Raw genomic sequence first — 24,161 nt, 5'->3', positions numbered from 1 at the left:
AAACCGATACATCTCTCCCGTTTTATACCACTTCATCCATGTTTTAATTTGAGAGACATTTTTAATCCCATACTTCTCCATTATTTCTTGGTTTGTCCGTTTTCCACTCAGTTTGTCTTGAACAACCGCCCACTTTATTTCTTTAGAATAAACGTTTTTGCCCATGCAAAAACACCTCCGAGAATGTACTTAATTGATTGTACCATTTCGAAGGTGTTTTATATTGTCCCATTATTTTAGGTTAGTCCAATCAGTGCGTTTACTGATCCGGGCTTTTTTTACACAGTATAAGCAAAACTACGGCTTTCAACGTACAGGAGGTACTAACACCACCGTTCCTACAGGACGTACTTCCACACGATGTAGTGACTTATGCGTTGCGCACTCGTCGCCAAAAACGCCACGTCCCTGTGGCATTGGCGACATTAGAACGTCCTGTGTGTCAACGTTCACGAACTTAGCAGAAGTTCCTTTAACTTAGGCGGTTTCCTTTAAAACGGCGACAAGCCAAGTTTTTCTAAGGATACAAACCCTATCCTTCTTGTATGATTGTTGAATTATCGAGCATTGTAATAACAAGGATGGCTAATAAAAAACAGTAGATGGCAAAATAAATAAGTCTGCCTTTATTTAAAAAGTTAATAAGCCATACAATACCGATCCATGATGTGATAAATGAGGCAATAAACGAAATAATCAGCGGAATTGTTCCTATCGATGCAAGACTGCCTGTGTTTAAATCATCAACCGCTAGAACAGAAGAACCTAAAATGACAGGTATGGATAATAGAAAGGAATAGCGTACAGCTGTTTTTCTATTTAAACCTGCATATAATGCAGCAATTAGTGTACTGCCGGAGCGCGAAATTCCGGGAAGAACAGCCAAGGTTTGGGCAAGGCCAACGACAATGGCATCAAGAAGGTTCATATCTTTTTCTGTACGGTGTCCGATTCTATGAAACCTTTCAATTAAAATTAAAAAAAAGCCTGTTAATGCTAGAGAAGAAGCTACAAAAACAGGAGTTTTTATAGAGTCTGCAAGCACATCTTCCAATATAATTCCTAAAATACCGGTTATGCCAGTTGCTATGATAATATAAATGACAAAGAAAAATTCAGGACGATCCTGCGGCAGCCTTTGTGATAAGTAACGGAAAAATGCTTTTATAAGATGGATAATGTCCTCACGAAAATACAACACTACTGCCACGATTGAACCTAAATGAAGAATAACTTCAAACGATAATCCGGGAAAGGAATATCCAAATAATAATTGAGCAATGACAATATGAGCAGTACTAGAAATTGGGAGAAATTCTGCAATACCTTGTACTACTCCAAAAATTAATGCTTCTAACACACTCATTTATTTCACTCCTTCGTGTTTTTGCGATCTTTGTTCCCTTAGTAAGTGTAGCAAACCCAAGTTATGCTGGGAAGATAATTTTGTCTTAAGGATCTATTGATCACTGACCGTTCACATAATCAAGGTAGGAGATGATTTTAAAAACTAGTAAAATAGAAGAATAATGAAAGTTTATGCAAGGACAGGGGGAAATATAAAAAGTGAAACAAAAATACATCACAAGTCTTGTAATAGCTGCAGCTGTTGTAGCAATTGGGTATGTATTGTTTACGAACATTTCGGTACAAAAAGTAGGTACCGAAAAAGGAGATGCAGCAGCGGACTTTACATTACCCATGTATAATGGAGAAAATCACTCTTTATCTTCATATGAAGGAGATATTGTAATTATGAACATGTGGGCCTCCTGGTGTGAACCATGTACAAAAGAAATACCAGAATTAATGGAACTGCATAAAGAATATAATGATCAAGGAGTAACTGTCTTGACCATTAATATGAATTCATATGAACGTAACCAAACAGAAGCAGAGAAGTTTGTAGAGGAATTTGATATGACGCAGACACCTGCCATGATAGATGAAGAAGGGGAAGTCGCCGATCTGTACAATTTGCAATACCTGCCAACTACTTACGTCATTGCAAGTGATGGAACTATTACAGAAAAAATTGCTGGTGAGACAAACTTTGAACAGCTGGAGGAAATAATAGAAGAACTTCTCTAATAATTATATAGACTTATCTACGTAAGGGGAAAGAGAGGTGAAAATAAATGTTTGAAGAAAAAACTGTACAAGTCATAGAAATAATAGAAGAAGACGAATGGCTGCAAAAATTAAAAACTGACGGAGGAGCAGGGAAAGCAATATTGTATTTCGCTTGTTGTGCAAGAGTAGAGGCTGGAGAATCAATAAAAGTGAATACTACTGCAGAAAGACTGAAATTGGGGACCGGCGGATGGGATATTGTAATAACTTCTTACAAAAATAATCATTTTATAAAAGGAAGCGGGCATATTATGAAGGCACGTTATACAGCTTGCCAGCATAGTGTTTTTGCAATAGATTCTCCAGAACATCCTGATCATGCTATTTTCAAACTCCCCTTTCATTTAAATGATAAAAAAGTATTGCTCGCTGAACTCCATAGTATGCTTCCTATTATTCTGGGAGCGCTTTTTATGCAAAGAGAAAATCAACGAGTAGGAATTGTTCTATCGGATGAAGCTGCATTGCCAGCAGGGCTTAGTGATCATATGAGAATGTGGAAAAGCGATCCAAGAGTATCTGTGGTCACAACAGGACAATCATTCGGTGGTACGTTTGAAGCAGTTACGATTCCAAACGCATTACAGTGGCTGGTTTTAAAAAAAGAAGTAGATGTTCTTATCGTATCTATGGGGCATGGGACAGTTGGCACAAATACGCCTTTTGGGTTCAGTGGAATGGCGGTGGCTGGGTGGGCGAACTTAGTTGGAGCACTAAAAGGTCAATCGGTCTGGGTGCCTCGTTTATCTTTTCAAGAAAAAAGGCAGCGCCATTTTGGTTTGAGCCATCATTCTGTTACACCATTAAAGCAATTCACCTACGCTCCTTCGACTATGGTTCTTCCTATTTTGGCAGAAGAGAAGATGATTCAGCTGGAAGAACAGATAATGAGCCTTCGTGACCTTCCGTTTTTAAAAATTTATTTTGAAGAGATAGAAGAATGGATGATGGCATGGTTAGAATGGTATAAAGCATATCCTTCCTCTATTAGTACAATGGGAAGTGATATCACAAACCATCCTGACTTTTTAAAGGGAGTTATTGCTTCAGTGAAATATATCTAATCTCACTAGTTACACAAAGAACAATACAATATTAGCGTGGAGGGTTCTATCTTGAAATTAACAGAAAATACAACACATAAAAAATCAATCTATCAAGGAAGAATAGTGGATTTAAACATTCATGATGTGGAGCTGCCTAATGGTAAAACAAGTAAAAGAGAAATAATTAATCATCCCGGAGCCGTAGCGCTTATTGCAATAACAGAGGATGATAAAATTTTGATGGTTAAACAATTTAGAAAAGCCCTTGAAAAAGAGATTGTGGAAATACCAGCAGGGAAATTGGAAAAGGACGAAAAGCCGGAAGAGACGGCAGCGAGAGAATTGGAAGAAGAAACAGGCTATAAAACGAATCAGTTAAATAAAGTGCTGTCCTTTTATACTTCTCCTGGCTTTGCAGATGAAATTGTTCATATTTTTGAGACAGATAAGCTGATTAAAGGTGATACGTCATTGGATGAAGATGAATTTGTGGAGATTATGGAAGTCACTTTAGAAGAAGCAGAAGAAATGATAGAAACAGAAGAAATTCATGACGCCAAGACAGTGTTTGCGGTTCAGTACATAAAACAAAAAATGAAATGAGATTAATTTACAATAAAAATAAAACAAAAGAGAAACAGTAATAGTTTTGCTTCCCCGTTCATAGAGTAGAACATGTCCTATTAAGGCAGGGAGGCAGTATGTAATGTTCCAGACGATGTCGTTACTTATACAAAAGCATTGGCTTGAATATCGGTCTTTTTATTGGTTTTCCCTCATTTTATTATTTATGGGAGTGGTTTTTGGAGCTGTATTAGTTAATAGCTTGTCTCTCCCGTTAAAAAATGATCTTTATAATTATCTTCAGCAATTTCTTTCCCAATTTAATTCAGGAACAGACATAACAGCCCGTCAAATTTTTTTACAAAGTATGTCTCACCATGCTGCTTATATTGGTTTAATGTGGGTATTGGGATTGTCAGTAGCAGGGGTTCCTTTTATTTTAATTCTACTGTTTTTAAAAGGGGTTGTTTCTGGCTTTACCATCGGATTTTTAGTTCAGCAAATGGGAAGCGGAGGTTTTTTTCTTGCCTTTGCTTCCATACTCCCTCAAAATATCATTGTTATTCCTGCATATATGATAATGGCTGTTATTTCAATTGGCATATCTTTAAGCATTATCAAACATTTATTCAAACAAAGCAGGTCTACTCCTGTTCCTGCCGTTATTTTAAGATCCTTAATAATATCAGGAGGAATACTAGTACTTCTTAGCGGTGCCGCGGCAATAGAGGGTTTTTTATCTCCTGTTATGATGCGGAGTGTTATAGACTGGGCCATATAAATGAACGGAAATCCTACTTTCAGATTATAATAATTTTAATTTAATGATAATTATTATTATCATTTGACACTCTTCCCAGCTGTGATTATAATAAAAACGTAGCCGCTTATCAGGGGGAGGGTAATTAATGGAGCAAAGAATTGAACGGATTAAAAAACAACTTCATTCTCAAAGTTATAAACTTACGCCCCAGAGGGAAGCGACTGTGCGAGTGCTTCTTGAACATGAAGAAGATCATCTTAGCGCAGAAGATGTTTATTTGCTCGTAAAAGAGAAAGCTCCGGAAATTGGTTTAGCAACGGTTTACCGTACACTGGAACTACTTAATGAACTAGAGGTAGTTGATAAAATAAACTTTGGAGACGGCGTGTCAAGATATGACCTTCGCAAAGAAGGAGCTGATCACTTTCATCATCATCTTGTCTGTATAGAATGTGGATCTGTGGACGAAATCCAAGAAGACTTACTCGGTGATGTTGAAAAAATAGTGGAAAAAGATTGGAACTTCAAAATTAAAGACCACCGTTTAACGTTTCATGGTGTATGCCACCGCTGTCAGAAAAATGAGGAATCAGAGAAAAAAAACGAAACTTCAGAAAAAGAAATGAATAAAGTACGCTAAAACCTTTTCGTCAGGAAGAGGTTTTTTTATTGTTTAGGAAATTATGTTTTTACAAGTTGTGGAGTAACTATCTCCATATTGTTTGATCCGCGTCTAGCTTCAGCGCCCAGCCTCTCGGGGTTAAATAACCTCCAGTCATGAAAGGCAAAGAGCACCTTTCATGACTGAAGAACATTTACCTGTCGAGGCTGATCAGGCGCTTGCGCTTTTGTTCTTTTCGCCGTCACTTTGAGAAAACGCGTGTATTACGCTGTTTTGTAATTAAAATGTATATAATAAGCTGTTTTTGTCATAGATAATTCATAGTTTCATTAAGAAATGAGGGATTTGTCTTGGAAAAATGGTTGTCATATGGAATGGAAACGGTTAAAATTTTCATTGTTTTTATTGTGTGCCTGCTGGCTTTTTATTATGGTATTCTATGGTTAAGTAATAGTTATGAAGCAGACGAAAGATTAAATAAACCACAGAAAAATTATGAAGAAGTTAAATTAAACAGTGAATTAATTTATTCATAAAAGACAGGTACTTTGAAGGAGCGATCGGCTTTGTATAATGAAGTATTGGATTTCATCCATTATTGCCAGGTGGAGAAAGGACTATCTACAAACACCACAAGCTCCTATAAGCGGGATCTGCATCATTACATTTCTCATTTGGAAAAGAAACAAGTGACTAGTGTAGAGAATATTGAACGGTCTCATATTGTTGACTTTCTATACACACTAAAAGAAAATGGACGATCTGCCTCTACTATAGCTAGAACGATTTCATCGATACGAGCGTTTCACCAGTTTTTACTGAGAGAACAGCGGTCAAAAAAAGATCCTTCCGAGTTAGTAGAAATACCAAGAGGTGAAAAAAAATTACCCGATGTACTAACTGCCTCTGAGGTGGAAAAGCTGCTGGCAGCTAGCGATGGAACGACTGCATTTGCACTTAGAAATAATGCGATGCTTGAGTTGATGTATGCGGCCGGCCTTCGAGTAAGTGAACTGTGCAATCTTGAGGTTGGTGACATACATTTGCAAATGGGGTTTATCCATTGTATTGGAAAGGGTAATAAAGAGAGAATAATACCGCTTGGTAAAGTGGCAGCAGAGGCTGTAGAGCGGTACATACATAAAGGCAGGCCTTATTTAATGAAAAAGAAAAGGCATGAGATATTGTTTGTGAATCATCATGGCAATCAGTTATCCAGACAGGGCTTTTGGAAAATATTAAAATCGACGGCTGAAAAAGCAAACATTACAAAAAAGTTGACCCCACATACTCTTCGCCACTCATTTGCAACCCATCTACTTGAGAATGGTGCAGATTTACGGGCAGTACAAGAAATGTTAGGCCATGCAGATATTTCCACAACACAAATATATACACATGTTTCTAATCACAAATTAAAAGATATTTATTTAAACTTCCATCCAAGGGCATGATCGTTTATAAGAGGACAGTGTGAAGATTACATTTAATGAAAAGGTGATGAAAAATGTCGGAATATGGTTTTAAAAGAGTGTTTGTTATCGTTATGGATTCAGTTGGTATAGGAGAAGCTCCTGATGCAGAAGAGTACAATGATAAAGGAGCGGATACATTAGGGCATATAGCTGAAAAAATGAATGGTCTCCAAATGCCTCATATAGAGAAGTTAGGACTTGGCAATATAAAAAAAGCAGCCGGAATAGCTCCTGTAGATCAACCAGGTGCTCATATCGGAATTATGCAGGAAGCTTCACACAGTAAAGATACGATGACGGGTCATTGGGAAATGATGGGTCTGCATATTAAGGAACCTTTTCGCACCTTTCCAACTGGATTTCCAGATGATCTTATTTCCAAACTAGAACAGGAAACAGGACGAAAAGTCATTGGAAATAAAGTTGCGTCTGGAACAGAAATTATTAAAGAACTTGGAGCTGAACATATGGCTTCAGGAGATCTAATCGTTTATACATCCGCTGATTCGGTTTTGCAAATTGCGGCTCATGAAGAAATCGTACCAATAGAAGAACTTTATGATATCTGTGAAAAAGCTAGAGCGATGACTTATGAAGCTCCGTATATGATCGGCAGAGTCATTGCACGGCCGTTTATAGGAGAAGAAGGTGCGTTTGAAAGAACTGCTAATCGTCATGATTATGCTTTAAAACCATTTGGCCGAACTGTAATGAATGAATTAAAAGATGCGGGGTTAGACAGTTTAGCTATTGGTAAAATAAGTGACATTTATGATGGAGAGGGTGTAACGGAATCTCTCAGGACCACTTCTAACGATGATGGAATGGATAAAATTATTCAAACAGCAAAACGAGATTTTACCGGGTTATGCTTTTTAAACCTGGTTGATTTTGATGCTAAATTTGGTCATAGAAGAGATCCTATAGGTTACGGAAAGGCCTTAGAAGAATTTGATGCAAAGCTGCCTGATTTATTAAAAGAATGCGGGGAAGAAGATGTAATTATCATTACGGCTGATCATGGAAATGATCCGGTTCACCATGGTACAGATCATACGAGAGAACTTGTGCCGCTTCTTGTTTATACTCCTGCTTTTACTCCTGGAAACGATTTAGGTTTGAGAAAAACGTTTGCAGATATCGGCGCTACATTGGCTGATAACTTTAATATTAAGCGTCCCGAAAATGGAACGAGCTTTTTGAAAGACATTACGAAAAAAGGGTGATACAAGTGACAACTAAACGGCTCCTAGAAAACGCGGCGAATAAGTTAAAAGAAAAAATTGATAATCAACCAAAAATAGGGCTGATATTAGGTTCTGGCTTAGGAGTGCTAGCTGAAGAAATTGAAAATGCTGTAAAGGTCCATTACGAAGATATACCAGGCTTTCCTGTATCTACTGTAACGGGGCATGCGGGACAGCTTGTGTTTGGCCATTTAAAAGGGGTACCTACAGTGGCAATGCAAGGAAGGTTTCATTACTATGAAGGCTATACAATGCAAGAGGTTACCTTTCCAGTAAGGGTAATGCATGCAATGGGTGTACAAACATTATTAGTTACAAATGCAGCAGGAAGCGTGAATGAATCATTTACACCTGGCAACTTAATGCTGATTAAAGACCATATAAACTTACAAGGGGATAACCCTCTGCTTGGAAAAAATGATGAAGAATTAGGTCCGAGATTTCCAGATATGTCGTCGGCCTATACCGCTGAACTTTGTGATACCGCAAGAAAAGCAGCTGCTTCTCTTGATATCACATTACAAGAAGGAGTATATGCTGCAAATACAGGGCCTGCTTATGAAACGCCAGCAGAAGTAAGAATGATACGAACATTAGGAGCAGATGCCGTTGGGATGTCAACGGTACCTGAAGTTATGACAGCTGTGCATGGCGGAATGAAAGTGTTAGGAATTTCATGCTTATCCAATATGGCAGCAGGTATATTAGATCAGCCATTAAGTCATGATGAAGTCATAGAAACGACGGAAAAGGTGAAGGAAGAATTTCTTCAGTTGATGAAAGAAATTATATATCAAATTGGTAAGGGAGAGGCATAGTATGCAGCAACTAGCATTAAAAGTAAAAGAAGCAGCTGATTATTTAAAAGAGCAGATTGAAGAACTGCCGCATATTGGTTTAATTTTGGGTTCAGGGTTAGGTGACTTAGCGGACGAAATAGAAGGAGCCGTGCGAGTTGAATATAGTACTATACCGCATTTCCCTGTTTCTACAGTAGAAGGACATGCAGGAAGGTTAGTAATGGGTACATTACAAGGAAAAAAAGTTATAGCTATGCAAGGGCGTTTCCATTACTATGAAGGATATTCCATGCAGGAAGTTACGTTTCCGGTAAGGGTGATGAAGGAACTGGGCGCAGAAACACTTGTGGTTACCAATGCATGTGGTGGGATGAACCCCTCTTTCCAGCCAGGTGATTTAATGGTGATAGAAGATCACATAAATATGACAGGAACAAACCCATTAATCGGGCGAAACGATGAAAAAATGGGACCGCGCTTTCCAGATATGAGCCAGGCCTATGATGAGACTTTGCGAAAAACGGCAGTGAATGCTGCTGAGTCACTAGGATTTTCTTTACAAAAAGGTGTATACGCAGGTATTTCTGGACCAGCTTTTATGACAGGGGCCGAACTTATTATGCTACGCAACTTAGGAGGAGATGTGGTCGGTATGTCTACGGTTTCGGAAGTGATTGCAGCAAGACATGCCGGGCTTAAAGTGCTGGGGATTTCCTGCATTACAGATATGGCCGTTGGAGAAGAAATTGAAGGAGTTTCTCATGAAGAAGTTATGGAAACCGCAGCTAAAACCAAACCCCGGTTTATTTCGCTTGTGAAACAAATCCTTTCATCTATTTAAATATAAGCTTTTCTTTTATGAAGCAAGTTTCACAGGATAAAAAGGCGGAAAAATAAAAGGAGTGCGCGGTCAATGAGAATGGTAGATATAATAGCAAAAAAACGTGACGGTGAAGTTCTCACAGATGCTGAGATTCGTTGGTTTGTAAATGGTTATAGTAACGAAGACATCCCGGATTATCAAGCTTCTGCTTTTGCGATGGCTTTATATTTTCAAGGAATGAACGAGGAAGAAGCTGCCTCTCTTACATTTGCGATGGCAGAATCAGGAGATCAGCTTGATTTATCTGCAATTGAAGGAACAAAGGTGGATAAACACTCCACTGGGGGGGTTGGGGATAAAACAACTCTCATTTTAGGTCCCCTCGTTGCTGCTCTTGGAATTCCCGTAGCAAAAATGTCTGGAAGAGGATTAGGTCATACAGGTGGTACCATTGATAAGCTCGAAGCGTTTAAGGGTTTTCGAACAGAACTTAATCAAAATGAATTCATCAGGCTTGTAAATGAAAACAAAATAGCTGTAGCTGGACAAAGTGGAAATCTTACCCCTGCCGATAAAAAGTTATACGCCTTAAGAGATGTGACGGCTACCGTAGACTCGATTCCGCTTATAGCAAGTTCAGTAATGAGTAAAAAAATTGCTGCTGGTGCCGATGCAATTGTGCTAGATGTAAAAACCGGTTCAGGTGCGTTTATGGAAAATTTAGAGGATGCTAAATCATTAGCAAACGCTATGGTGAAGATTGGTCATTCTTTAAACCGCAACACGATGGCGGTAATTTCTAACATGGACCAGCCATTAGGACGTTTCGTAGGAAACGCACTTGAAGTAAAAGAAGCAATAGAAACTCTGCACGGGAAAGGACCAGAGGATCTGCATGAATTAAGTGTTACACTGGCTGCTCACATGGCAGTTGCTGGCGGTAAAGCTTCAAACGAAAAAGAAGGCCGTCAATTAATTGAAGAGGTCATATCTAACGGCAAGGCTGTAGAAAAGATGAAGCAGTTTATACAAAGCCAGGGAGGAGACCCATCTGCTGTAGATACCCCGGAAATATTAAATACTGCTAAGTTTATAAAGGATATCACAGCTCATGAAGCTGGATCTGTTGAAACCATGCATGCCGCTCAAATAGGTAAAGCTGCTATGATGTTAGGTGCCGGAAGAGCGACAAAAGATGATGAGATTGATCATGCAGTTGGTATAAAACTTCATAAAAAAATAGGTGACGAAGTACATGAGGCTGAACCTATTGCAACCTTATACAGCAATCAGGAGGATACAGCTCATGTAGAAGAGATAGTAAGAAACGCATATACGTTTGTTCATGGAAAATCCAAAAAGCCAATGCTGATTTATGAAACGATTTACAAATAATAAACATATTGCTCAGTCTGTATGGATGTGGTTCGACATCTATACAGACTTTTTTTGTGAATGTTTACAAGTGTATTAACACGCACAGAAAGCAATTTTTTCCAAAAAGAAACTAATTCTTATAGTATACACAAAGAAAATAATGGAAAAAATAGTTTTATAATCATGGGAGGTGTCTGGAATTGATAAAAAATATACCTGCACTGCGAACCAGTTTGTTATGCATACTAATCCTGGTTTTGTTTATACATCCCGAGTCCGTTGCTGCTAATGAAGACAAAGAATCACCTTCATTAGCAGAGGAAGCCAGATCGGCTGTTATTATGGAAGTGGACACCGGAAAAATGCTATTTAACAAAAATGAAAATGAGAAACTTCCTCCTGCAAGTATGACAAAAATTATGACTATGCTGCTTATAATGGAAGCGTTAGATGAAAAAGATATTCAGCTGGACGAACAGGTTACTGCAAGTGAACGTGCTGCCTCTATGGGCGGGTCACAAATCTTTTTGGAACAAGGAGAACAAATGACCGTTCATGAACTGCTAAAAGGGGTAGCTGTAGCTTCCGGAAACGATGCTTCCGTTGCATTAGCTGAACATATTGCAGGAACAGAGGAAAAATTCATAAGAAAGATGAATGAAAAAGCTGAAGAACTAGGGTTGAAAAATACACAATTTAACAACACAACCGGATTATCTACTAAGGATCATTACACAACGGCTAGAGACCTTGCCGTCATGAGTCAGGCTCTGCTGAAACATGAAAAGATTTTAGAGTATACAAGTATTTACGAAGATTATTTACGGCAAGGGACCGATAAAGAATTTTGGCTTGTTAACACGAATCGACTGGTGAAACATTACGACGGAGTAGATGGTTTAAAGACTGGATATACTTCAAAAGCCAAATATAATCTAACCGCGACAGCAAACAGAGATGGAATGCGAGTAGTAACAGTTGTAATGGGAGCAGAAACTCCAAAAGAACGGAACAAACAATCAACTGCATTGCTGGATTATGCCTTTCAAAATTATCAAAAAGTGACATTAGTGGAAAAAGGAGAAGAAATCGCTGCGGTTCCGGTGGAAAAAGGAAAAACAACAACCGTTCCTGTTACATTGGAAAGAAATGCTGCTATTGTTCTTCCAAAAGGGAAAAAAATTGAAAAAATTGACCGGAAATTAAATATTTCCGATAAAATAACCGCTCCTGCTGAAAAGGGTGCAGGTGCTGGAACGATAGAGTTCTATGATGGTGAAAACAAAATAGCAGAACAAGAGCTTATTTTAAACGAGGAAGCTCCATCTGCCAGCTGGTATGTATTGTTTAAAAGAACCTTATCCTCCATGACAGGAGTATTGTCGTAAGGAAGAAGGATTTTATGCAAATGTACACTTCTTTTACCGAATGAACACTAGTTTTGTCAGGAAGAAAGGAAATGGCGGAAGGATCACCGAATTAGTAGAAGCACAAGCTAAAACTTAAAGAATCAGGGGGGACAGATATGAGCTTAACAGTCGATCTTGAGCAAGTCAGTGATGTTCTTTGTATTCGCTTAAAAGGAGAATTAGATCATCACTCTGCTAGACAGTTACGAAACCAAGTTGATGGTTATTTAGAAGGCAATCAAATCCAACATATTGTTTTAAATTTAGAAGAACTCGTTTTCATGGACAGTTCCGGTATTGGAGTAATTTTAGGCAGGTATAAACAAGTGAGGAGAAATGGAGGAGAAATGGTTGTTTGTTCCATTTCTACACCAGTGAAACGGTTGTTCGAGCTGTCGGGTCTCTTTAAAATCTTGCGTTTAGAAAGCCGGGAGACAGATGCACTACGAAAGCTGGGGGTGGCCTGAAAGTGAAAAATGAGATGAAACTGGAATTTTCCGCGGTAAGTGAAAATGAAGCGTTTGCCAGAGTGAGTGTTGGTGCTTTTGCTGCTCAGCTCGATCCTAATATGGATGAGTTAACAGAATTGAAAACCGTTGTTTCTGAAGCTGTAACCAATTCTATTATTCATGGATACAACGAGAACCCGGCAGGTACAATTACTATTTTAGTGAAAATTGATACCGATACGGTTGAACTTACAGTGAAAGACCGTGGTGAAGGCATTGAAGACATAGGAAAAGCAAAAGAGCCGTTATATACTACCAAACCAGAATTAGAACGTTCAGGCATGGGTTTTACGATTATGGAAAATTTCATGGATGAAGTCGAAGTGATCTCCAAACCAGGTACCGGAACTACTGTTTACTTAAAAAAGCGTTTAGCTAAAAGCAGATCACTTTGTAATTAAGGAGAGTCTGTATGGATGTAAAATTAAAAAAGCACCAGCCTCTTCAAGATGACAAAGTAAGAGACCTAATTCAAAAAAGCCAGGATGGAGATCAAAAAGCAAGAGAAGAAATAGTAAATAAAAATACAAGGCTGGTTTGGTCAGTAGTCCAACGATTTATTAACCGAGGTTATGAAGCAGAGGATCTGTTTCAAATAGGCGTGATTGGTTTAATCAAATCGGTAGACAAATTTGATTTGTCCTATGATGTTAAATTTTCAACGTATGCGGTCCCTATGATTATAGGTGAAATTCAGCGCTTCATTCGTGATGACGGTACTGTAAAAGTAAGCAGATCGTTAAAAGAATTAAATAATAAAGTACGCAAGGTAAAAGAAGATTTAACAAAAAAATTAGGCAGAGTTCCGTCCTTGCAGGAAATAGCTGATTCGATGGATATGCCAATGGAAGAAATCGTATTTGCAACCGAAGCAACCAGAAGCTTATCTTCATTGCACGAGACGGTTTATGAAAATGATGGTGATCCGATAACGTTAATGGATCAAATCGCTGACCAGGGCGATTCTAAATGGTTCGATTCAATAGCTTTGAAGGAAGTGGTTGAACAATTAGAAGAACGGGAACGTTTAATTGTTTATTTAAGGTATTATAAAGACAAGACGCAATCGGAAGTGGCAAAAAGGCTTGGGATTTCCCAGGTGCAAGTATCAAGGCTTGAAAAAAGAATTCTGCATAAAATGAAAAGTCAGTTGTCAGAATAGACAGCTGGCTTTTTTTGCAGCAACTGCTTTAAGAGCATTAAAAATTTTTCAGTCTTTATACGGTAATATGGAGCAGAAGTATGATCTGTACAATAACGTTTATACTAAACGAAAGGGAGGGAACGGAAATGCAGCAAAAAATCTTTATACAGTTATACGCAAGTATAACAGCAAAGCCAGGTCAAGAGCTGTATCTTAAAGATATTGCAAGGCTTGAGGGGGAAGAGACAGCCCTTCGTCCGTTAATGTCTGTTCATCTTCATAGTATAAGCCGATTAGATAAAACTCATGTTGTTCTAGATATATTAACGATTTTGCAAAAAATACACCATCATTTTCCAGAAGTTGATATTACGGTCGTAGGTCCGGAACAAACAGTTGTAGAAATCAGCATAGAAAAAAAACTTATATCTCCTCTTATGCTGCTTTTCGTCTGGTTTTTATTGTTTACAGGCGCTGCTCTTGCCATTATGAATTTTCATGAAGATGTAAGCATGCTGGCTGTACATCAGAAGCTGTACAGTCTTGTTACAGGAAATGAAAGTGAACAGCCTTTATTACTTCAAGTTCCTTATTCTATTGGACTAGGGCTTGGTATGATTTTATTTTTTAACCATGTATTTAAAAAGAGAATTAATGAAGAACCTAGCCCGCTTGAAATTGAAATGTTTCATTATAAAAAAGATATTGAAGACTACCTTGCAGATACAGAATCAGATCGGAGTTCTAAACCTTGGCAGTCGAACCTTTATTCGCCATCCTCATCGGATTAAGCGGTGGATTGGCGGTCGGAAGCGGGCTGGTTGCTTTTATCACTGTTCTAGGGATCATTCCCAGGCTTGTCCAGCTGACAAAAACTCACAAAGCCATTCAAGCATATGAAGTTGCAGTTATTACGGGTGCGGTTATAGGTTCTATTGCTACTCTTCATGATATAAAAGGGTCTTTTCCCTCTTTGTTTGTAATCCCGGTAGGTCTTGCTGCCGGAATGTTTATAGGAATGCTAGCTGCAGCGTTAACAGAAGTATTAAATGTTTTTCCAATACTGGCAAGGCGTATAGGGATGGAAAAAAATATTATACTGCTTGTAATGGCCATTGTTCTAGGAAAAATTTTGGGTTCACTGTTTCATTGGATTATTTTCGTGAAGCTTTAAATAAATTTTATTGATTGGGGAAGGTAATATGATTCGGCGTAAAAAATGGAAGTTTCGAGGAAATCAACAAGGCAGGGAGCATGAAGAACAAAATCATAATGAAAAAACACCTATATCTCCACATATTAACGTAAATGAAAGGGATTTAAAAGAACGGCTTGGGATTGGTGTTAGTTTTGATGTGGGAATTCGCACCCTTCATATTTTTGGAAAAGAAATTCAAATATATTTTGTGAATGGCCTTTGTGATATGGAATATCTCATTGAGCTGTTAAAAGAACTAATGAAATTAGAAGCTAGGGGAAGAGAGACTCCTAATGTTAGAGAGGCTATAGAAAATCATCTTACTCAAGTACAAGTAGAGTATAAAGACACACTTGAAGATTGTATTGTAGAGATGCTTTCCGGCCTTGTTTTTATATTGGTGGAAGGTGAAGACAGAGCATTTGTCGTTGATGTTCGTAATTATCCAGGACGAAGTCCGGAAGAACCTGATAATGAAAAGGTCATACGAGGAGCCAGAGATGGGTATACAGAGAATATTATAGAAAACACAGGTTTAACTAGAAGGCGAATACGAGATGAAAGGCTTCGCAATGAAATTATGCGGGTGGGCGTAAGGTCTAAAACAGATATATGCATTTCATATATTGAAGGCATCGCTGACCCTGAACTGGTAAACATAATTCGCAAGGAATTAGAAGCTATTGAAGTAGATGGTCTTCCAATGGCGGAAAAAGTGGTCGAAGAATTTATTGTAAAGCAGGGTAATAATCCTTTTCCACTTGTAAGATATACTGAACGTCCGGATGTGGCGGCAATGCACCTTTTTGAAGGACATGTTATTATTATTGTTGATGCTTCACCAAGTGTTATTGTTACTCCCACTACGATGTTACATCATGTACAGCACGCAGAAGAATATAGGCAGGCTCCTTTTATTGGAAGCTTTATACGATGGATCCGTTTATTTGGAATATTTGTTTCTTTGTTTATTTTGCCTTTATGGCTTTTAATGGTATTAGAACCAAACCTGGTTCCAGATCAATTTGACTATATTGGTCCGAATGAAGATGCAAATGTTTCTGAGTTTATGCAGATTCTTTTTGCAGAGATTGGTCTTGAACTGCTTAGATTGGCAGCTGTTCACACACCTTCTCCGTTAACCACAGCTTTGGGCTTGGTTGCTGCGCTATTAATTGGTGAAATAGCAATAGACGTCGGCTTATTTTCTGCAGAGGTTATATTGTATGTAGCTGTTGCAGCTATAGGATCGTACGCCAATCCAAGTTATGAATTAGGAATTGCTCTTAAAGTGATAAGGCTTATATTATTGTTTGCCGTTATGCTTTTCGGAAGTCTTGGCTTTATTATTACCTCTACTATATTATTTTTAATGACCGTTCATATTCGTTCTCTTAACAAACCTTATCTGTGGCCATTCCTTCCATTTGATGCTCCGTCTTTATGGCACATTATTGTAAGAACAACAGTGCCTACAATGCGCCGCAGACCTAGAATAGTAAATCCGCAGGATCCTACAAGGCAGGTTACGGAATAGGGCACCGGAAATTTATCCGGTGCTTGCTTTTTTATGTATGACTTTTTATCAAACGAAAATGATGCTAAAATATAAACATTCATTTGTCGTAGATAAGGAGAGAACGTATCATGTATTTACATGGAACGAGTAAAATAAATAGTCTCGGCCATCTTGAAATTGGCGGAGCGGACACCGTTGAAATTGCCAAAAATTATGGAACGCCTGTATATGTTTATGACGTTGCACTTATAAGAGAGCGGGCCCGTGGATTTCAAAAAGCTTTTGAAGAAGAAGGCGTACAATACCAGGTAGCTTATGCCAGTAAAGCTTTCAGCTGTATTGCAATGGTTCAATTGGCAGAAGAACTGGGAATGAGTCTGGATATTGTATCAGGCGGTGAATTAATGACGGCTAAAAAGGCAGGTTTTCCTATGGAACGGGTTCATTTTCATGGAAACAATAAAAGTCCAGAGGAAATAAAGCTCGCACTGGACCTGGGTGTTGGCTGCTTTGTTCTTGATAATTTTTATGAAGTTTCACTTTTACAGCAAGCAGCTTCTTCAAGAAACCAAAAGGCAGATGCATTAATAAGAACAACCCCTGGAGTAGAGGCTCATACTCATGAATATATTTCCACAGGGCAGGAAGATTCTAAATTTGGATTTGATCTTTCAAGCGGTCAGGCTGATAAAGTCATTAAAATCCTTCAAGAAGACACAATGATAAATTTGCGCGGAATCCATAGTCATATAGGTTCACAAATCTTTGACACGAATGGATTTGTTTTGGCAGTAGAAAAGCTTTTTTCACAATTTGCAAGCTGGAGAGAAGAGTATGGTTTTGTGCCAGAAATACTCAATGCTGGCGGCGGTTTTGGGATTCGGTATGTAGAAGGAGATGAGCCGCTTCTTCCAGAAGACTATGTCAAAGGTCTCATTCATGCAGTTAAAAAGGAAGCACGTAATGAAAATATGGAAGTACCCGAAATTTGGATTGAGCCAGGTCGTTCTATTACCGGAGACGCTGGCACAACACTTTACACGGTAGGGTCAAAAAAAGATATTCCGGGAGTGAGGAGATATCTGTCAGTAGATGGTGGTATGACAGATAACATCAGACCTGCGTTATATCAAGCAGAATATGAAGGAATTTTAGCAAACAGAGCAAACGAGCAGGCAGAAGATAATTTTGCTGTCGCAGGAAAATGCTGTGAAAGCGGAGATATGCTAATTTGGAAGCTTCCTCTTCCAGAAGCAGACCACAATGATATATTAGCTGTGTTTTGTACAGGAGCGTATGGATACTCCATGGCAAATAATTACAATCGCATAACAAAACCTCCAGTCGTTTTTGTAGAGGATAATCAAGTTGATTTAGTTGTAAAAGGGGAAACATTAGAAGATATAACAAAAAATGATCTTCCGTTACGCTCAAAAGAACGAGTATAATATATTGGAAGGAACCAGTTTCCAGCTTTGAATCTATTATTCCAAGGGAGAGAAAAACATGAAAAAAGGAAGCATTGCATTTGAAAACGGAGAACAAACTACAATTGAATTCTTTCCTGATGCCGCTCCAGGCACAGTAGAGAACTTTGAAACTCTTGCAAACAAAGGATTTTATAATGGACTGAACTTCCATCGAGTCATTCCGGGGTTTGTAGCTCAAGGAGGCTGTCCTAACGGAACAGGAACTGGCGGACCGGGTTACACCATTAAATGTGAAACAGAAGGAAACCCGCATAAACATGAACGTGGATATCTTTCAATGGCACATGCTGGAAAAGATACAGGAGGCAGCCAATTTTTTATTTTGTTCGAACCTCAGCCTCACTTAGACGGTGTGCATACTATTTTTGGAAAAGTAACGGAAGGTATGGATTCTGTTGACAGAATTCAGCAGGGAGACATAATGAAAGAAGTAAAAGTATGGGATGAATAAATCGACTGCCGGCAGCTGACAGCACTGCCGGTATTTCTATATCCGTTAAATGGAAACGGAGGAGTTGCATCATGAAAGAAAAAGTTGGCAGCTGCTATATTTGTGGAAAGGAAATATTATGTTTAAACGGATTTTTAAATGGCGTGGTGGATGAGTGTAAGCATCTGTTCTGTTTTGATTGTGCAGAAGAAAAGGATGACCAAGAGGAATGAGTTGACGTTTTATATAAAAACGGTATAAAATCAGTTTATATAGTTCATGAGTATGATTCACTAATTCAATATATAAAAAAGGTACCTTCGGGGTCGGGTGTAATTCCCAACCGGCGGTGATAAAACAGTCTATGTTTTTTAGTCCGTGACCCGTATTGGCATTAGTCTATGCGGTGGATCCGGTGCAATTCCGGAGCCGACAGTAACAGTCTGGATGGGAGAAGGATAAGCCGTGTTCAAAATCATATACAACAGCCATAGGACAAGTGCATCTTTTAAGTTATCCTATTGCGATATAATGATTTTAAGTCCCTTTTTAAGGGCTTATTTGAGCACGTTTTTAACCCTGAAGAATTTTTATATTCTTGAGGGTTTTTATTTTGTATGAAAAAAGCGTTATTATTTGTTCCATTTTCAATAACAGTGTGGGGAATTAAAATCGAATACTCTCTTTTACCAAGAAATGAGGGCGCGTGTAATATGACTGATAAAGATTTTATGAATTTGGCTATGCAGATGGCACGTTCTACAAAAGGACAGACTTCTCCCAATCCTGTTGTGGGAGCAGTAGTAGTGAAAAATGGGAGAGTTGCAGGAATGGGAGCTCATTTAAGAGCAGGAACAGAGCATGCTGAGGTACATGCTTTGAATATGGCAGGCAGTGATGCTGAGGGAGCCTCTATTTATGTAACGCTAGAACCGTGCAGTCATTATGGAAAAACGCCCCCGTGTGTGGATCTAATTATAGAAAAAAAAGTGAAGCGTGCTGTTGTGGCAACACTCGACCCAAATCCTCAAGTCGCCGGCAGGGGAGTCGAAAAATTAAAAAAAGCAGGTATTGAAGTTACAGTGGGAGTTGAAAAGGAAACAGCTGATTGGCTGAACCGGCATTTTTTTCATTATATTCAAACTGGACTGCCCTATGTAACTCTAAAATCAGCGGCTTCATTAGATGGGAAAACAGCGACGAATAAAGGAGAGAGCCAATGGATAACTGGCTTAGCTGCCCGACAAAACGGACATGTTCTAAGACATCAACATGATGCGATTTTAGTAGGTATTGGAACCGTGTTAAAGGATGATCCTTCTCTGACAGTAAGAGTTCCAGAGGAAGGTATACATCCGGTTCGGGTAGTACTCGATCACCAATTAAACATGCCGCCTGCAGCAAAAATGCTTAGAGATAATAAATCCCCTGTTTGGATTATTTGTTCAAACAAAGCAGACATGGACAAAAAAAAGGAGCTGGAAAAAGCCGGTGCCGAGGTTCTGCCTTTGTCTTCTAGAATAAACGTGATGGATGTGCTTCAACTTCTTGGCAGGCGGAAAGTTCTGTCTGTATATGTAGAAGGAGGAGCAGCCGTTCATGGCAGTTTTCTAGAAGCAGGAGCTTTTCAGGAAATAGTATGCTACATCGCCCCTAAATTGATTGGTGGCAGGACGGCTCCCACCGTTATAGGAGGATCAGGATTTGAGTCAATGGCTGACGTTTCAGAGCTGCATATAGTTTCATTAGAACAGCTTGGGGAAGATATTAAAGTCGTTGCGGTTCCAAAAACGAAGGAGTGACAATATTGTTTACAGGTATTATTGAAGAAAAAGGCGTTATAAACAAAATGCAAGAAACCGATGAAGCAATGATATTAAAGATACAAGCTAATACTGTGATGGACGGTATCCGTTTAGGAGACAGTATTTCAGTGAATGGTGTCTGCTTAACTGTTACTTCATTTGAATCCAATCATTTTACAGTAGATGTTATGCCTGAGACGATGAGATCTACCAGCTTAAGGACCTTAACAGAGGGAGCAAAGATCAACCTTGAACGCGCCATGCCCGCAGATGGAAGGTTTGGAGGACATTTTGTTACGGGGCACGTTGACACCACAGGTATTATCAAAACGATTACCCCTTATGAAAATGCTTATTACATTAATATTGAACTTCCTGAAAAAATAATGCCATATATTATGTTGAAAGGATCGGTTGCCGTAGATGGAATAAGCTTAACGGTATTTGGAGCTGATGAAGAGAATAAAATCCTCACCATTTCCATTATTCCTCATACATGGCAGGAAACAATATTAAGTGAAAAAAGCAGCGGAGATCCTGTCAATATTGAAGCTGATATGCTAATGAAATATACAGAAAAACTGTTAAACCTTCGCCAAAGAACATTCGATACGATTACTGCTCAAACGTTAAAAGACAATGGCTTTATGTAAAATACAGGGAAAGAAGGGATTAAAGTGGCAGAGGACCGAGTATTTGATCCGATAGAAGAAGCTATATATGAATTAATGCAAGGAAAAGTTGTGATTGTATGCGATGATGAGGACCGAGAAAATGAAGGTGACTTTGTAGCTCTTGCTGATAAAGTAACACCAGAGACTATAAATTTTATGATCACACATGGACGTGGTCTTGTGTGCACTCCTATTTTAGAGAACAGGGCCCAGGAATTAGAACTCGTTCCAATGGTGGACAACAATACGGACCCACATGGCACTGCATTTACAGTTAGTGTCGACCACAAGTCAACAACTACTGGTATTTCTGCTCATGAACGAGCCGACACTATAAAAGCGCTGCTGCACCCTGAAAGTAAAAGCCATGATTTTAAACGGCCAGGACATGTATTCCCATTGGTTGCTAAGAATGGAGGAGTTCTTCGAAGAGCAGGCCACACTGAAGCAGCTATTGACTTAGCCAGATTAGCAGGATCTGAACCTGCAGGTGTGATATGTGAGATCATTAAAGATAATGGTGAAATGGCAAGAGTTCCGGACTTAAGAAAAATTGCAGATAATCACGAATTAAAAATGGTTACGATTAAAGATTTAATTCAATACAGGCATAAAAAAGACAAACTGGTAAAAAAAGAAGCAGAAATTAAACTGCCAACTGATTTTGGAGACTTTAGAGCGATTGGATATACATCCATTGTCGATGATAAAGAAAGCGTTGCCCTTGTAAAAGGACAGCTTATTCCAGATGAACCAACTCTTGTGCGGGTACATTCAGAGTGTTTAACAGGCGATGTGTTCGGTTCCCATCGCTGTGATTGCGGCCCTCAGCTTCAAGCTGCACTGCAGCAGATCGAAAAAGAAGGCCGTGGTGTATTGCTGTACATGAGACAGGAAGGCCGCGGAATCGGGCTCATTAATAAAATGAAAGCATATCAGCTTCAAGAAGAAGGATATGACACAGTAGAAGCTAACGAAAAGCTTGGGTTTAAACCAGACCTGAGGGATTATGGAATAGGAGCCCAGGTGCTGAGGGATCTTGGAATTTCAAAAATGAAGCTTTTAACAAATAATCCAAGAAAAATAACAGGTTTAAAAGGATATGGTCTTGAGGTTGTAGAAAGAGTAGCACTGCAGCTTCCTTATAACAAGGATAATGAAAGGTATTTACGAACTAAATATTCAAAGCTTGGCCACATGCTTCATTTTTAATTGGCTAAATAAGAAATATAGCAGTATTGATTGAATATATTTTACTATACAAATAAAGGAGTTATACCATTGGCAAATACTTACGAAGGAAATTTAGTAGGAACGGGATTAAAAATAGGTATCGTAGCAGGACGATTTAATGAATTTATAACTAGTAAACTTCTGGGCGGAGCGGAGGATGCATTAATACGCCATGGCGTAGAAGACAACGGAATTGATGTAGCATGGGTTCCAGGAGCTTTTGAAATTCCGTATGCGGCTAAACGAATGGCTGAAACAGGAAAGTATGACGCTATTATAACTTTAGGAACAGTTATAAAAGGTTCGACTCCTCATTTTGATTATGTTTGTGGAGAAGTAGCAAAAGGTGTGGGAAGCTTATCTCTTGAAAAAGGACTTCCCGTGATATTTGGCGTATTAACTACAAATACGATTGAACAGGCAATTGAAAGAGCTGGAACGAAAGCAGGGAACAAAGGAGCCGAAGCAGCTTTAGCGGCAATTGAAATGGCTAATCTTGATAAAAACATAAAAAGAGAGTAAACTAATAACGAAAAAGGAAAACATGACGGACATTGCGTCATGTTTCTCTTATGTTCATCCGTCCTATACATTAAAAAAATGACAACAATGAGAAATTTGGGCGAAATTTAAAGGGAAAATTGTATAAAATGTTGATATGGTTGGCGATGATAAAAAAGGTGTAGAGAAAAACATTTAAATCCTCCACAGCCTCTTTTCAAAAGAAAAATTTGAAGTATAATGAGAGAAAAGTGTCTTTATTGTTTAACATCAATTTCTCTCAAGAATAAGGGATGATCACAAATGTTTATCAAGTTTAAATCAGCCTATAAAAAAATTGCCATGGGATTGCTATCTTATATGCCAGAAGAGAAAGATGTTAAAAAGCTGCAGGAAACCATAAGAAATTACGAAGAAAATGAACGCTGGCAGCTTTATTTATGGAAAGAAGAAGAAGATATTATTGGGGTCCTTGGACTTTATTTTTATGATGACGGCACAGCAAAATTACAACATCTATGCGTAAATCCGTCTTATCGTGATGAGGGGATCGGAAAGAAAATGGTCTTGACGATTAAAGAAAGATTAGACGGTGAGCTTATAGGCTGTGAAGAAACAATGGAATTTTTAGGAACATGTACTGAGACAGAAGCTGCACGAGAACAAACTGGTGAAGTAAGCGGATAAACTGGTTGTAATATAGAAAAGGCTGTTCTTGAAACTAACTCCAGGACAGCCTTTTTTGTTCTCTTAATACTTTTTGTTTAAATCGTTCTTGTGTTACATTGCTGCGGTCACGTAAAATGTGACGATGCACAATATAAGGATCATTTAGATCACTTTCAGCGAACCAGGTGACATTTTTTGCGTTACATTCCTTTTTACAATGTTCTATTAATGATGGATCTGTAATAGGAAGGTTCATGTCTGTATATGGATGCTGAAGCAGAATATCAGACAATCTTTCATCAATTAATTCGATTAAGCGGTTAGTATCTAAAGCCAAGTGTTGCAGGTAGTAAACATTTTCCTGTAAAATACTACGTGCGTTTTGTAAAGTTTTTTGAGCTCCGCGCCAATTTTCTCTTCTATGATGATAAAGCCCTACGGCAACTTGGATTAAGCCAACCCAATGTTTATCTCTTTTGCCAGCCTCTTTTTCTTTCCAATGATCTTCAAGAATTTCGTGGCATTCAAAAAAATCTCTATAAGCATGAAATTGTATTAAATATTGAATGTATGCTTCGGGATACATCATACGTACCTTCTTTCCTTACCGGTTTACTGTGTACAATAAAATCAGTTTAACATAGAAAACCGTACGAAATCTAATCAAAGGGAAACTTAGTCGTAACACGGATTTTAAGGTGTCTATGCTATAATTTTAATTAATAAATTT

At 38.5% G+C, this 24,161-nt stretch carries 29 protein-coding genes and 1 riboswitch; of the genes, 26 read left to right on the top strand and 3 right to left on the bottom strand.

The genetic code is table 11. The features are described from left to right. Positions 1-165, bottom strand: a 165-nt coding sequence (locus ACE1TI_RS06685; protein WP_375006816.1) for a helix-turn-helix domain-containing protein, incomplete at its 3' end; no start/stop codon positions are given. A 367-nt stretch (positions 166-532) separates the two neighbouring features. Continuing rightward, positions 533-1,366 carry an undecaprenyl-diphosphatase UppP gene (gene uppP / locus ACE1TI_RS06680; protein ID WP_375006810.1) on the bottom strand — a complete coding sequence of 278 codons (834 nt, stop codon included), beginning with the start codon at positions 1,364-1,366 and terminating at the stop codon, positions 533-535. 200 nt (positions 1,367-1,566) lie between these two features. On the opposite strand from uppP, the gene ACE1TI_RS06675 reads away from it, so the two are divergent. From ACE1TI_RS06675 to ACE1TI_RS06550, 26 genes are all read left to right on the top strand, one after another. Next, positions 1,567-2,091, top strand: coding sequence for a peroxiredoxin family protein (locus ACE1TI_RS06675; protein ID WP_375006809.1), 525 nt, complete (start codon positions 1,567-1,569; stop codon positions 2,089-2,091). A gap of 47 nt (positions 2,092-2,138) precedes the next feature. Beyond that, on the top strand, positions 2,139-3,197 hold the full coding sequence (locus ACE1TI_RS06670; protein ID WP_375006808.1) for a DUF3866 family protein: 1,059 nt from the start codon (positions 2,139-2,141) through the stop codon (positions 3,195-3,197). A gap of 48 nt (positions 3,198-3,245) precedes the next feature. Next, the gene (locus ACE1TI_RS06665; protein ID WP_375006815.1) at positions 3,246-3,782 is read left to right on the top strand and encodes an NUDIX hydrolase; all 537 of its coding nucleotides are present in this window, start codon (positions 3,246-3,248) and stop codon (positions 3,780-3,782) included. A gap of 103 nt (positions 3,783-3,885) precedes the next feature. Beyond that, complete coding sequence (spoIIM, locus tag ACE1TI_RS06660) at positions 3,886-4,524, top strand: stage II sporulation protein M (RefSeq protein ID WP_375006807.1); 639 nt, start codon at positions 3,886-3,888, stop codon at positions 4,522-4,524. 127 nt (positions 4,525-4,651) lie between these two features. Continuing rightward, positions 4,652-5,146 carry a ferric iron uptake transcriptional regulator gene (gene fur / locus ACE1TI_RS06655; protein WP_375006806.1) on the top strand — a complete coding sequence of 165 codons (495 nt, stop codon included), beginning with the start codon at positions 4,652-4,654 and terminating at the stop codon, positions 5,144-5,146. 332 nt (positions 5,147-5,478) lie between these two features. Continuing rightward, positions 5,479-5,664, top strand: a complete 186-nt coding sequence (locus ACE1TI_RS06650) for a DUF4227 family protein (RefSeq protein ID WP_375006805.1) — start codon at positions 5,479-5,481, stop codon at positions 5,662-5,664. Between the two features lie 30 nt (positions 5,665-5,694). Beyond that, on the top strand, positions 5,695-6,582 hold the full coding sequence (xerD, locus tag ACE1TI_RS06645) for a site-specific tyrosine recombinase XerD (RefSeq protein ID WP_375006804.1): 888 nt from the start codon (positions 5,695-5,697) through the stop codon (positions 6,580-6,582). A 53-nt stretch (positions 6,583-6,635) separates the two neighbouring features. Next, positions 6,636-7,829 (top strand): phosphopentomutase, encoded by a 1,194-nt coding sequence (gene deoB / locus ACE1TI_RS06640; RefSeq protein ID WP_375006803.1) that lies wholly within the window; start codon positions 6,636-6,638, stop codon positions 7,827-7,829. Between the two features lie 5 nt (positions 7,830-7,834). Then, a complete protein-coding gene (locus tag ACE1TI_RS06635) occupies positions 7,835-8,668 on the top strand; it encodes a purine-nucleoside phosphorylase (RefSeq protein WP_375006802.1) in 834 nt (277 codons plus the stop codon). 1 nt (position 8,669) lies between these two features. Next, positions 8,670-9,491, top strand: a complete 822-nt coding sequence (locus tag ACE1TI_RS06630; RefSeq protein WP_375006801.1) for a purine-nucleoside phosphorylase — start codon at positions 8,670-8,672, stop codon at positions 9,489-9,491. Positions 9,492-9,563: 72 nt separating this feature from the next. Next, positions 9,564-10,868, top strand: a complete 1,305-nt coding sequence (locus ACE1TI_RS06625) for a pyrimidine-nucleoside phosphorylase (protein ID WP_375006800.1) — start codon at positions 9,564-9,566, stop codon at positions 10,866-10,868. A gap of 194 nt (positions 10,869-11,062) precedes the next feature. Continuing rightward, a complete protein-coding gene (locus ACE1TI_RS06620) occupies positions 11,063-12,238 on the top strand; it encodes a D-alanyl-D-alanine carboxypeptidase family protein (protein ID WP_483860641.1) in 1,176 nt (391 codons plus the stop codon). Between the two features lie 137 nt (positions 12,239-12,375). After that, positions 12,376-12,726, top strand: coding sequence for an anti-sigma F factor antagonist (spoIIAA, locus tag ACE1TI_RS06615; RefSeq protein ID WP_375006799.1), 351 nt, complete (start codon positions 12,376-12,378; stop codon positions 12,724-12,726). Positions 12,727-12,728: 2 nt separating this feature from the next. After that, complete coding sequence (spoIIAB, locus tag ACE1TI_RS06610; RefSeq protein WP_375006798.1) at positions 12,729-13,169, top strand: anti-sigma F factor; 441 nt, start codon at positions 12,729-12,731, stop codon at positions 13,167-13,169. Positions 13,170-13,180: 11 nt separating this feature from the next. Further along, positions 13,181-13,930: an RNA polymerase sporulation sigma factor SigF gene (gene sigF / locus ACE1TI_RS06605; protein WP_375006797.1), complete on the top strand. Its 750-nt coding sequence runs from the start codon at positions 13,181-13,183 to the stop codon at positions 13,928-13,930. Between the two features lie 128 nt (positions 13,931-14,058). After that, positions 14,059-14,703 carry a stage V sporulation protein AA gene (locus ACE1TI_RS06600; protein ID WP_375006796.1) on the top strand — a complete coding sequence of 215 codons (645 nt, stop codon included), beginning with the start codon at positions 14,059-14,061 and terminating at the stop codon, positions 14,701-14,703. After that, positions 14,664-15,086, top strand: coding sequence for a stage V sporulation protein AB (locus ACE1TI_RS06595; protein WP_375006795.1), 423 nt, complete (start codon positions 14,664-14,666; stop codon positions 15,084-15,086). Before ACE1TI_RS06600 ends, ACE1TI_RS06595 begins: the two co-directional genes overlap by 40 nt. A 28-nt stretch (positions 15,087-15,114) precedes the next feature. Then, positions 15,115-16,647: a spore germination protein gene (locus ACE1TI_RS06590; RefSeq protein ID WP_375006794.1), complete on the top strand. Its 1,533-nt coding sequence runs from the start codon at positions 15,115-15,117 to the stop codon at positions 16,645-16,647. 110 nt (positions 16,648-16,757) lie between these two features. Next, entirely contained in the window at positions 16,758-18,077 is a 1,320-nt protein-coding gene (gene lysA, locus ACE1TI_RS06585; protein ID WP_375006793.1) for a diaminopimelate decarboxylase, read from the top strand. 58 nt (positions 18,078-18,135) lie between these two features. Continuing rightward, a complete protein-coding gene (locus ACE1TI_RS06580; protein WP_375006792.1) occupies positions 18,136-18,570 on the top strand; it encodes a peptidylprolyl isomerase in 435 nt (144 codons plus the stop codon). Positions 18,571-18,641: 71 nt separating this feature from the next. Next, positions 18,642-18,782 carry a hypothetical protein gene (locus tag ACE1TI_RS06575; RefSeq protein WP_375006791.1) on the top strand — a complete coding sequence of 47 codons (141 nt, stop codon included), beginning with the start codon at positions 18,642-18,644 and terminating at the stop codon, positions 18,780-18,782. A gap of 79 nt (positions 18,783-18,861) precedes the next feature. Continuing rightward, positions 18,862-19,012: riboswitch (FMN riboswitch) on the top strand. A 250-nt stretch (positions 19,013-19,262) separates the two neighbouring features. Beyond that, positions 19,263-20,351 carry a bifunctional diaminohydroxyphosphoribosylaminopyrimidine deaminase/5-amino-6-(5-phosphoribosylamino)uracil reductase RibD gene (gene ribD / locus ACE1TI_RS06570; RefSeq protein ID WP_375006790.1) on the top strand — a complete coding sequence of 363 codons (1,089 nt, stop codon included), beginning with the start codon at positions 19,263-19,265 and terminating at the stop codon, positions 20,349-20,351. A gap of 5 nt (positions 20,352-20,356) precedes the next feature. Next, positions 20,357-21,007, top strand: a complete 651-nt coding sequence (locus ACE1TI_RS06565) for a riboflavin synthase (protein ID WP_375006789.1) — start codon at positions 20,357-20,359, stop codon at positions 21,005-21,007. 24 nt (positions 21,008-21,031) lie between these two features. Then, positions 21,032-22,240 carry a bifunctional 3,4-dihydroxy-2-butanone-4-phosphate synthase/GTP cyclohydrolase II gene (locus ACE1TI_RS06560; protein ID WP_375006788.1) on the top strand — a complete coding sequence of 403 codons (1,209 nt, stop codon included), beginning with the start codon at positions 21,032-21,034 and terminating at the stop codon, positions 22,238-22,240. Positions 22,241-22,309: 69 nt separating this feature from the next. Beyond that, entirely contained in the window at positions 22,310-22,783 is a 474-nt protein-coding gene (gene ribH, locus ACE1TI_RS06555; protein WP_375006787.1) for a 6,7-dimethyl-8-ribityllumazine synthase, read from the top strand. A 282-nt stretch (positions 22,784-23,065) separates the two neighbouring features. Next, positions 23,066-23,449, top strand: coding sequence for a GNAT family N-acetyltransferase (locus tag ACE1TI_RS06550; protein ID WP_375006786.1), 384 nt, complete (start codon positions 23,066-23,068; stop codon positions 23,447-23,449). Between the two features lie 34 nt (positions 23,450-23,483). Here ACE1TI_RS06550 and ACE1TI_RS06545 read toward each other — a convergent pair whose 3' ends face one another. Beyond that, positions 23,484-24,020 (bottom strand): DUF309 domain-containing protein, encoded by a 537-nt coding sequence (locus ACE1TI_RS06545; RefSeq protein WP_375006785.1) that lies wholly within the window; start codon positions 24,018-24,020, stop codon positions 23,484-23,486. Positions 24,021-24,161: the final 141 nt, after the last annotated feature.

The organism is Alteribacillus sp. JSM 102045, from assembly GCF_041949975.1.
In the GTDB taxonomy this organism is placed as follows: Bacteria; Bacillota; Bacilli; order Bacillales; family Marinococcaceae; genus Alteribacillus.
The sequence above is the reverse complement of the archived record's forward strand: the minus strand, read 5'-3'. Positions and strand labels throughout refer to the sequence as shown.

Excerpts from the sequence above, each read along its gene's own strand:
- lysA (WP_375006793.1), top strand. The coding sequence starts at position 16,758 with ATGTATTTACATGGAACGAGTAAAATAAATAGTCTCGGCCATCTTGAA.
- uppP (WP_375006810.1), bottom strand. The coding sequence starts at position 1,366 with ATGAGTGTGTTAGAAGCATTAATTTTTGGAGTAGTACAAGGTATTGCA.
- ACE1TI_RS06600 (WP_375006796.1), top strand. The coding sequence starts at position 14,059 with ATGCAGCAAAAAATCTTTATACAGTTATACGCAAGTATAACAGCAAAG.
- ACE1TI_RS06550 (WP_375006786.1), top strand. The coding sequence starts at position 23,066 with ATGTTTATCAAGTTTAAATCAGCCTATAAAAAAATTGCCATGGGATTG.
- ACE1TI_RS06545 (WP_375006785.1), bottom strand. The coding sequence starts at position 24,020 with ATGATGTATCCCGAAGCATACATTCAATATTTAATACAATTTCATGCT.
- spoIIAA (WP_375006799.1), top strand. The coding sequence starts at position 12,376 with ATGAGCTTAACAGTCGATCTTGAGCAAGTCAGTGATGTTCTTTGTATT.
- ACE1TI_RS06630 (WP_375006801.1), top strand. The coding sequence starts at position 8,670 with ATGCAGCAACTAGCATTAAAAGTAAAAGAAGCAGCTGATTATTTAAAA.
- fur (WP_375006806.1), top strand. The coding sequence starts at position 4,652 with ATGGAGCAAAGAATTGAACGGATTAAAAAACAACTTCATTCTCAAAGT.
- sigF (WP_375006797.1), top strand. The coding sequence starts at position 13,181 with ATGGATGTAAAATTAAAAAAGCACCAGCCTCTTCAAGATGACAAAGTA.
- ACE1TI_RS06625 (WP_375006800.1), top strand. The coding sequence starts at position 9,564 with ATGAGAATGGTAGATATAATAGCAAAAAAACGTGACGGTGAAGTTCTC.
- ribD (WP_375006790.1), top strand. The coding sequence starts at position 19,263 with ATGACTGATAAAGATTTTATGAATTTGGCTATGCAGATGGCACGTTCT.
- ACE1TI_RS06575 (WP_375006791.1), top strand. The coding sequence starts at position 18,642 with ATGAAAGAAAAAGTTGGCAGCTGCTATATTTGTGGAAAGGAAATATTA.
- spoIIM (WP_375006807.1), top strand. The coding sequence starts at position 3,886 with ATGTTCCAGACGATGTCGTTACTTATACAAAAGCATTGGCTTGAATAT.
- ACE1TI_RS06590 (WP_375006794.1), top strand. The coding sequence starts at position 15,115 with ATGATTCGGCGTAAAAAATGGAAGTTTCGAGGAAATCAACAAGGCAGG.
- ACE1TI_RS06670 (WP_375006808.1), top strand. The coding sequence starts at position 2,139 with ATGTTTGAAGAAAAAACTGTACAAGTCATAGAAATAATAGAAGAAGAC.
- deoB (WP_375006803.1), top strand. The coding sequence starts at position 6,636 with ATGTCGGAATATGGTTTTAAAAGAGTGTTTGTTATCGTTATGGATTCA.
- ACE1TI_RS06580 (WP_375006792.1), top strand. The coding sequence starts at position 18,136 with ATGAAAAAAGGAAGCATTGCATTTGAAAACGGAGAACAAACTACAATT.